This is a genomic window from Cyanobium sp. T1B-Tous (genome assembly GCF_024345475.1).
Taxonomy (GTDB): domain Bacteria; phylum Cyanobacteriota; class Cyanobacteriia; order PCC-6307; family Cyanobiaceae; genus Cyanobium_A.
In genome coordinates, this window is the sequence record NZ_JAGQBE010000090.1 from 1 (window position 1) to 7,508 (window position 7,508).

The window sequence follows — 7,508 nt, forward strand, 5'->3', positions numbered from 1 at the left end:
CCTCGCCCTGCTGCTGGCCCGCGCCGGTGTGGCCGTCACCCTGGTGGAGGCCAGCACCAGCCTGCAGCGCCAATTTCGCGGCGAAGCCCTGATGCCCTCGGGCCTGGAGGCCCTGGCCGCCATGGGGCTCAGCCACCTGCTGGCCGCCCTGCCCCAGCGGGCGCTCCAGGGCTGGCGCTTCGTGGTCAACGGCCGCCATCTGTTCACCGCCCGCGAACCCCTCGGCGGGGATCCCCAGCAGCCCTGCACCCTGGTGAGTCAGCCGGCCCTGCTGGAGGCCCTGCTCGAGCAGGCATCCGCCTCTCCCTGCTTCGCACTGGAGCGGGGCCAGCCCGTGGTCGACCTGCTCTGGCGGGAGGATCGCGTGGCGGGCGTGCAGCTGCGCGGCGGGCACCAGCTCGAGGCCGACCTGGTGATCGGCGGCGATGGCCGCTCCTCCCTGCTGCGCCAGAAGGCCGCTCTGGAGTTGGTGGGAGCCCCCAGTGCCATCGATCTGCTCTGGTTCCAGCTGGCCTGCCCCGAACCCACCCCCCTGGAGGGCTGCTTCACCACCCTGGTGGGCGCCGCAGGCGTGTTCAGCGCCTTCGAAAGCGCCGCCGGAGGCGTGCAAATCGGCTGGGTGCTGGAGAAGCGTGCCCCCGTTCCGGCCCTCGCCAGCGACGGCTGGATCGAACGGATGGCCAGCCTGTGCCCACCCGAGCTAGCGGCCTGGCTGCGGCAAGGGCACACCGGCCTGAGTGCCCCCACCCGCCTGGCGGTGCAGGTGGGGCTGGCGGCGCCGTGGTGGCGCCCGGGCCTGCTGCTGCTCGGGGATGCGGCCCACCCGATGAGTCCGGTGCGGGCCCAGGGGATCAACATGGCGCTGCGCGATGCCTGGGTGACCAGCGTGCACCTGGTGCCCCTGCTCCGCAGCGGGGCCACCGGAGAAGCCCTCGATCGGGGGCTGGCCGCCATCGCGGTGGAGCGGCAACCGGAAATCACGGCGCTGCAGCAGCTCCAGGCCACCGAGGCCAGCCGGGGCGAGCTGCTGCGCGATCAGGCCTGGCTCCGCTGTGGCCTGGCCCTGGCCGCCCCGATCGTGGGCCCTGCGGTCGCCGCCCACTGGATCCACCAGCAGCAGCCGCTGCGCCAGGGGCTGGCGACGCTGCCGGCCCCGCCATGATGGGGACCGCCCCGCTGACACCATGGCTCCCCACCAGCTCCATCCCGCCACCGGTTTTGGCCTGGCCACAGCCTTTGGCCGTGTGCTCAGCCTGGGACTGATGGTCGGCCTGGCCGCCCCCCTGCAGGCCGCTCCCCAGGATCCGCCCTACCCCTCGATGGAGCAGCTGCGCGACATCCAGCTCAACACCTTCATCTGCGGCCGGGAGAACACGGCCGAAAGTTGTGGCAAGGCGCGCACCATGGCCGATCCCCTGATGGACCATCCCCGGCTCGGGGCCAGCTGCAAGGACGCCATCTGGTCGATCCTGGAACGGGCCAAACCAGCGCCCACCAATACCTATGAGCGCCGCGAAGCCCTCAACCGGGCCGGTCAGGACGTAATGCCCTTCTGCAAACAGCAGACCCGCACCGTCGCCCCCAGCAAGGACAAGGACAAACCCCAGCAGAAAAAGGGCTTCGGCCTGATTCAGGGCTCGTGAGCTGAGCCCTACGGAGTCGGCTTCGCCTGGATGAGATCGAGCACCCGGTGGGCGGTGGCATCCATGAACGCCATCGACCACCCGGTCTGCACCACCGCCTGATCGGCCAGGGCGCAGAGCCCACTGCGCTGGCCGGCGGCCTCGCAGCTGGACGACAACCCCAGCAGGGCATTGGTGAGCTTGCCGCGCAGACAGGTTTCCTTGCCGCGGCGATGGATCACCGCCTCAGCAGCCAGACGGCTTCGTTCCACCGCCTGCTCGAAGGGAATCACCCGGGCACCCCCCATCACGGCCGCCCGGCCGGGGCCCACAACGGCGCCAGCCACCACCAGACCCAGTCCGGCCAGGGCCAGACGGGACAGGGCCAGACGGGACAGCGCGCTGTTGCGGGGGAACGCCCCTGGTTGCTCAACGGCCTTCACGGATTATTCCATCCACGTTTTCCCGGACCCTAGCCAGCTCCGGGCGGGTCGCAAGCCAGGGCTAATTTGGTGCCCCCAACGCCCCGGTGGGCTCGGCCGATGACCAGCAGCAGTCCCGTGAGCGTCAGGCAGATTTCCCTCGCCCAGCCCTTCACCGACCAGAAGCCGGGCACCTCGGGCCTGCGCAAGAGCAGCCGCCAGTTCCAGACCCCCCATTACCTCGAGAGCTTCATCGAGGCGAGCCTGCAGGTGCTGCCCGGCGTGGCTGGCGGCACCCTGGTGGTGGGCGGCGATGGCCGCTTCGGCAACCGCCAGGCCATCGCCGTGATCGCCCGCATGGCCGCCGCCCACGGCGCGGCGCGGTTGATCACCACCACCGGCGGCATCCTCTCCACGCCCGCCGCCTCCCACCTGATCCGCCAACACGGGGCCGTGGGTGGGGTGATCCTCTCGGCCAGCCACAACCCCGGCGGCCCCGACGGCGATTTCGGCGTCAAGATCAACGGCGCCAACGGCGGCCCCACCCCGGAGTCGATCACCGACGCCATCTACGCCGCCACCCTGAAGCTGGAGAGCTACCGAATCTGCGAGGGCGGGGCTGATCTCGACCTCTCGGCCCCCGGCCGCAGCAGCATCGGCGCCCTGCAGGTCGACGTGATCGACGGCGTCGACGACTACGTGGCGTTGATGCAGCGCCTGTTCGACTTCGACCAGATCGGCGATCTGCTGCGGGGCGACTTCCCGATGGCCTTCGACGCCATGCACGCCGTGACCGGCCCCTACGCCAGCCGCATCCTGGAAGGAGTACTGGGTGCGCCCGCCGGCACGGTGCGCAATGGCATCCCCCTGGAGGACTTCGGCGGCGGCCACCCCGATCCCAACCTCACCTACGCCCACGACCTGGCCGAGCTGCTGATGGGCAGCGATGCCTACCGCTTCGGCGCCGCCTGCGATGGCGACGGCGATCGCAACATGATCCTGGGCACCCGCTGCTTCGTGAACCCCAGCGACAGCCTGGCGGTGCTCACGGCCAATGCCACCCTGGCGCCCGGCTATGCCGATGGTCTGGCCGGTGTGGCCCGCTCCATGCCCACCAGCGCTGCCGCCGATGTGGTGGCGAAAGAGCTGGGGCTGCCCTGCTTCGAGACCCCCACGGGCTGGAAGTTCTTCGGCAACCTGCTGGATGCCGGCCGCATCACCCTGTGCGGCGAGGAGAGCTTCGGCACCGGCTCCAACCACATCCGCGAGAAGGATGGCCTCTGGGCGGTGCTGTTCTGGCTGCAGATCCTGGCCAGGCGGCGGGAGCCGGTGAGCCGGATCATGGCCGAGCACTGGAGCCGTTTCGGCCGGCACTACTACTCGCGCCACGACTACGAAGCGATCGCCAGCGACGCCGCCCACGGCCTCTACAACCGCATCAAGGAGATGCAGCCCTCCCTGGTGGGCCAGGCCTTCGCCGGCCGCAGCATCGCCACCGCCGACGACTTCGCCTACACCGACCCGGTGGATGGCTCGCTCACCAGCGGCCAGGGTCTGCGCCTGCTGCTCGATGACGGCAGCCGCGTGGTGCTGCGCCTCTCCGGCACCGGCACCCAGGGCGCCACCCTGCGGGTGTACCTGGAGAGCTATGTGCAGCCCAACGGCAACCTCACCCAGGATCCCCAGGCCGCCCTGGGCGATCTGATCACGGCGATCGACGCCCTGGCCGAAATCAAGACCCGCACAGGGATGGATCGCCCCACGGTGATCACCTGAGCCAACCGTCTTCGTCGGTGCTGCGGGCGATCACGGCCAGCTGCCGCATCGTTTCGCCCCAGGCGCCGCAGCCGCCGGCCACCAGCACCACCACCAGCGCCCGCTCCAGCGAGGCGTGGGGCAGGGCATTACCGGCATGGGCAGCAGCCCGGCGCCCCAGCACCAGCAAACCGGCGGCGATCAGGCTGAGAATCACGCCGGCCAGCAGCACCCGGCGGCGATCCAGGCCGCTCTGACGCGGGGGCTCGTAACCGGGCGGGTGGGGCAGCGGCATCAGGAGGTTGGCAGGGAGGGCTTGCCAGCACTGGCGGGGAACCAGCTGGCCTCCAGCCGTTTCATCAACACATAGAAGGCCGGCACCACAAACAGGCTCATCGCCGTGGCCACCAGCAGGCCACCGAAGATCACCGAGCCGATCGAGCGCTGGCTCATGGCGCCGGCGCCACTGGCCACCACCAGCGGGAAGAAGCCCGAGAGGGCCGCCGAGGCCGTCATCAGGATCGGCCGCAGGCGCGATTGCGCCGCCCCCATCGCAGCCTCCACGTCGGAGAGGCCGGCCTCCATGCGCTGGTTGGCGAGGTCGACGATCAGGATGCCGTTCTTGGCCGCCAGGCCGATCAGCGTCACCAGGCCCACCTGGGCGTAGACGTTGTTCACCTGCTGGTTGAGCACCAGGAACAGCAGGGCCCCCAGGATCGCCAGCGGCACCGTCATCAGGATCACCAGCGGATCGATGTAGCTGCCGTACTGGGCCGAGAGCACCAGATACACCACCACCAGGCCCAGAGCAAACACCAGCGCCGCCAGCGAACCGGCGGCCACCTCCGAGCGGCTCAGGGCCGACCAGTCCATGCCGATGTTGGTGAAGTTGAGCCGCTGGAAGGTCGTGGTGAGGGCATCAATCGCCTGGCCGGTGCTCTTGCCGATCGCCTCGAACCCCTGGATCAGCACCGTGCGGTTGAGGTCGAAGTGGCTGATGATCGGCGGTGCGCTGTCGAGCCGCACCGTCACCAGATTCAGCAACGGAATCTGGGCGCCACCGGCGGCGGGCACATAGAGATTCTCGAGGCTCTCGATCGTTTCGCGCTTGCTGCCTTCGGCCTGCACGTACACCTGGCGGTACTGGCCGTTCTCGTAGGTCTGGTTCACAAACGCCCCACCATTCACGGCGCCGAGGGCCTTCATTGCCGTGGCGAAGTCCACCTGCAGCGAGGCCATGCGATCGCGGTCGGGCTCGATCCGCCACACCGGCGCATCGCTCACAAACTGGGTGTAGAGGTTGTAGAAGGAGCCGGTGGCCTTGGCCTTGTCGATCAGCTGGTTGGCCATCGCCAGCAGGTTGGTGGGGCTGTAGCCACCGTTGCTGAGGTCGTTGAACTGGAACGCCAGGCCGCCCTGGGCGCTGAAGCCCGGCACCGCCGCCGGCTGCTGGGCCATCACCTTGGCCCCCTCGATCCCCTGGAACTCCTTGTTCAGTCGCTGCACCACCGCCCGCGCCGACTGATCGGCACCGCTGCGCTCCTCGATCGGCTTGAGGCCGAAGAAAAACAGGCCCTGGTTGAGGGCACCACCGTTGAAGCCGGCTCCGCCGATCAGCTCACCGCTCACGATCTCCGGCTCCTTGGCCAGGATCTGGCGGGCCTGGTCGGCCACCTTCATCGTCTGCTCGAGCGAGGCCTGGGGCGGCAGCTGGATGATGCCCAAGCCATAGCCCTGATCTTCCGTGGGCACAAAGCCCGAGGGGATCACCAGGAAGGCCAGAGCGGTGAGCACCACCCCACCCAGCACGGCGCTCACCAACTGGCGGCGCCGACGGATCGCCTGCTCCAGCAGCCGGCCATAGGCCGCAGCCATACGCTCAAACTGCCTGTTGAACGCCGCGAAGATCGGCTGCAGATTCCGGCCCACCACGGCCCCGAGGGCACCGAACAGCAGCAGCCACAACACCCCTCCAAACAGGTAGCCGTACACCGCTCCGAAGGCTCCACCGATCCACATCCAGGTGCGGCCGCTGGGGTTGGTCTTGCCCCCACCCAACAGCAGGGCCGATTGCAGCGGCTTGCCGCTGATGGCGTTGAAGGTGCTCACCAGGATGGAGAACACGATCGTGAGGGCGAATTGGCGATAGATCACCCCGGTGGCGCCAGGGAAGAAGGTGACAGGGATGAACACCGCCAGCAGCACCAGCGCCGTGGCCAGGATCGCCCCCGTCAACTCCTTCATCGCATTGGAGGCCGCCGCAAACGGTTTGTCGCCGGCTTCGATCCGGGCCGACACCGCCTCCACCACCACGATGGCGTCGTCCACCACCAAACCGGTGGCCAGGATCACCCCCAGCAGGGTGAGTTCGTTGATCGAGAAGCCAAACGCCTTCACGAAAACCATCGCCCCCAGCAAGGCGATCGGCAGCGCCAGGGCCGGCACCATCGTGGCCTTCCAGTCCTGCAGGAACAGGAAGATGATCAGCAGCACCAACACCACCGCATCGCGGAGCGCATCGAGCGCCCCGAAGATCGAGGCGTTGATGAAGTCGGTCTGATCGAACACCTTCTCCAGCTTCACCCCCGGCGGCAGGGTGGTGCGGAATTGCGTCAGCACCTTGTCCACAGCCTCGGCGGTGGTGATCGCATTGCTGCCCGGCAGCTGGATCACGCCGAAGCCCATGCAGGGATGGCCGGAGATGGCATTGATCGCCGCCTCGTTGAAGTTCTGGAAGGCGTACTCCGCCCGGCCCACATCGCGCAGGCGGATCAGGCTGCCATCGGGGCCCGTATCGCTCACGTACCCCTTGGGGCCACGGGTGAGCACCAGATTTTCAAATTCTTCCACCGTGAGCAGGTTGCCCTGCACCAGCACCGGCAGGTTGGTGGGATTGTTGGCGGAGGCTGGCGGGCCGCCGATGCTGCCGCCCACCACGATCTGGTTCTGGGAGCGCAGGGCGTTCTCCACATCCAGGATCGTGAGGTTGAAGCGGCTGAGCTTGGCAGGATCCACCCAGAGCTTGTAGGCCGGATCACTGGCACCGAACACGGTCACCTGGCCAACGCCCTCGGCCCGGCTGAGCGGATAGGCGAGATTGAGCTGATAGAGACCGTTGAGATATTCGCGGCTGAACTGCCCTTCTGTGGAGGTGAGGTTGTACACCAGCAGATAGCTGGTGGCGGTCTGCTGCACCGTCACGCCCTGGTTGTTCACCTGCTCAGGCAGCTGGGCCGAGGCGGTCTGCACCCGATTGAGCACATTCACCTGATCGATGTCGGCATCGGTGCCGGCCTTGAACACCACGTTGATCTGGCTGACGCCCTGGCTGGTGCTGTTGGAGCTGATGTAATCCATGCCCGGCGCGCCGTTGATCTGCTCCTCCAGCGGACCGGTCACGGCGCTCTCCACCGTGAGCGCATCGGCACCGGGCAGGTTGGCCGTCACCTGAATCGTGGGCGGTGCGATGTTCGGCAGGTTCTCGATCGGCAGCAGCGGCAGCGCGATCACCCCGGCCATCAGGATCAGGATGCTGCACACGGTGCTGAGCACCGGCCGGCGAATGAAGGTGTCAGAAAGGCTCATCGGAGCGGAATCACCGTGCCGCTGCGCAGCTGGGCCAGGTTGCCCACCACCACGGAGTCGCTGGCGCTCAGGCCCTTGAGCACGGCAAAGCGGCCGCCCTGCAAGCTGCCGAGGGTCACCGGCG

General features: G+C 68.3%; 6 protein-coding genes. 3 read left to right on the plus strand and 3 right to left on the minus strand.

What is annotated here, in order from left to right:
* A partial coding sequence (locus KBY71_RS13890; protein ID WP_254929487.1) for an FAD-dependent monooxygenase occupies window positions 1–1,162 on the plus strand: 1,162 nt, incomplete at its 5' end.
* 22 nt (window positions 1,163–1,184) lie between these two features.
* The gene (locus KBY71_RS13895; protein WP_254929488.1) at window positions 1,185–1,643 is read left to right on the plus strand and encodes a hypothetical protein; all 459 of its coding nucleotides are present in this window, start codon (window positions 1,185–1,187) and stop codon (window positions 1,641–1,643) included.
* Window positions 1,644–1,651: 8 nt separating this feature from the next.
* Here the strand turns inward: KBY71_RS13895 and KBY71_RS13900 are convergent, their stop codons facing one another.
* A complete protein-coding gene (locus KBY71_RS13900) occupies window positions 1,652–2,065 on the minus strand; it encodes a hypothetical protein (protein ID WP_254929489.1) in 414 nt (137 codons plus the stop codon).
* Between the two features lie 99 nt (window positions 2,066–2,164).
* On the opposite strand from KBY71_RS13900, the gene KBY71_RS13905 reads away from it, so the two are divergent.
* On the plus strand, window positions 2,165–3,820 hold the full coding sequence (locus tag KBY71_RS13905) for an alpha-D-glucose phosphate-specific phosphoglucomutase (protein ID WP_254929490.1): 1,656 nt from the start codon (window positions 2,165–2,167) through the stop codon (window positions 3,818–3,820).
* Here the strand turns inward: KBY71_RS13905 and KBY71_RS13910 are convergent.
* Window positions 3,813–4,094, minus strand: a complete 282-nt coding sequence (locus tag KBY71_RS13910) for a hypothetical protein (protein ID WP_254929491.1) — start codon at window positions 4,092–4,094, stop codon at window positions 3,813–3,815. The genes KBY71_RS13905 and KBY71_RS13910 overlap by 8 nt on opposite strands.
* Complete coding sequence (locus tag KBY71_RS13915) at window positions 4,094–7,384, minus strand: efflux RND transporter permease subunit (protein ID WP_254929492.1); 3,291 nt, start codon at window positions 7,382–7,384, stop codon at window positions 4,094–4,096. The genes KBY71_RS13910 and KBY71_RS13915 overlap by 1 nt, the downstream gene beginning before the upstream one ends.
* Between the last annotated feature and the right edge of the window lie 124 nt (window positions 7,385–7,508).

What these genes read in the sequence shown, in the direction of transcription:
- KBY71_RS13895 (WP_254929488.1), top strand. Translation starts at nt 1,185, where the DNA reads ATGGCTCCCCACCAGCTCCATCCCGCCACCGGTTTTGGCCTGGCCACA.
- KBY71_RS13905 (WP_254929490.1), top strand. Translation starts at nt 2,165, where the DNA reads ATGACCAGCAGCAGTCCCGTGAGCGTCAGGCAGATTTCCCTCGCCCAG.
- KBY71_RS13910 (WP_254929491.1), bottom strand. Translation starts at nt 4,094, where the DNA reads ATGCCGCTGCCCCACCCGCCCGGTTACGAGCCCCCGCGTCAGAGCGGC.
- KBY71_RS13915 (WP_254929492.1), bottom strand. Translation starts at nt 7,384, where the DNA reads ATGAGCCTTTCTGACACCTTCATTCGCCGGCCGGTGCTCAGCACCGTG.